Annotated in this window: 1 protein-coding gene; it reads right to left on the minus strand. The window is 50.1% G+C overall.

Translation table 11 applies throughout. The annotated features are described in order from the left end of the window. Nucleotides 1-452 precede the first annotated feature (452 nt). The coding region (locus VZT47_RS10420) for a zinc-ribbon domain-containing protein (protein ID WP_330224895.1) at nucleotides 453-1382 on the minus strand (930 nt) is incomplete at its 5' end.

The raw sequence follows: 1382 nt of genomic DNA on the forward strand, positions 1-1382 counted from the left end.
CGACAAAATAGTTTTGTTTCTTCTCCGTTTTGTCGATTTCCCGGAATCATCGACAAAACCACGGTAGTCCAGTGTTTATGCGGCCTGACGGCCTATGGCGAGTTCTGTCGGAACCTTTCCGGTTACTAGGAGTCCGAAACCCAAACCCCCGAAACGCGTTATTTTGTCGTTTCTCTGCAATATAGGGAGAACCAAAACATGATTTATACGTCGTTTTGTCGTTCTGTATGCATATCTCTGGAGTTGGGTTTCTCTCCTTTCTTTAATGATTTGAGATAGAAAAAGAGAGCCGGTGCATGCTGATTCGTTAATAGTGAACGTTCAGTACACAAGTGGCTCTCTGATTGATCTGTTCCATATTCAGTTGTAAATCTCCACCTGATAAATCAGGTGGGAGAGCGTATTCTTTTGTCCATAAAAAGCCTCCTCAGTTCTTTATGCAGCTACGCTGTTTATATCAGCCTTGACTGTCTGTGGATCCTTCCATCGCAGAACGGACACCCTGTCCCACGCTGCCTGATCTGGACCGTACACTGCCAATGATGTCCGCGGCTGCAGATCCACCACACTTTTCTTGTTGAAAACGGCCTGATCTGTTCTGGAGAAAGTCCCCTGTTCCGTCCGTAATCCCATTCTGACGCGAGTCCGGGGCTGATCGTTGCCAGGTCGGTTTCCCCGGCCTTGACAGGATGATTGTCCGCCAGTTTGGCGCAGACCGGACACCCCGTTCCTTTTGCCCTGTGATATATTTCAGCTTTCCAGGAATGTCCTTTCTCACAGATCCACCAGACCTTTTTACGGGATTGATAGGTAATGTTTTCAGGCAGGATCCCCCTGTTTCTTTCATAGTCCCATTCTTTGAGGAGCTCCGGATGCCTGGATGCAAGATCGTTTTCCCCAGGTGCCACCCTGCGGTTCCCGCAGTACGGACATCCGCTTCCATTGCGCCGGGCAGGAAGCTTTGCCTTCCATGAGTGGCCTTTGCTGCATTTCCACCAGATTTCCTTCTGGCTGGAAACTGAGACCTGTTCCGGGAAAAATTCATTTTTCTCATAATCCCATTCCCCGATAAACTCAGGATAGTTCGATTTTGCATCATTAAACCCTTCGAGGACCTTTTTCCCACAGCAATAAGGACATCCGCTTCCATACCTCCGGTTTGCCACTGTCGCCTTCCAGACATGCCCGCATTTCCCGGTCCACCATACCGCGGTGTGGCTCATTCCCACGACATCATGGGGAGTGAGGCTCCCGTTCATTTCGTCATTCCACTGTTTCGCCAGATCCGGATCGGCTGTCGCAAGGTCATTAAAACCGGGCATCACTTTTCTTCCCGCACAGTACGGGCATCCCTTCCCGCTTACCCTGCTTGCAACCGACGC

The sequence above is a fragment of the Dialister sp. genome (assembly GCF_036343215.1).
GTDB lineage: Bacteria > Bacillota > Negativicutes > Veillonellales > Dialisteraceae > Dialister.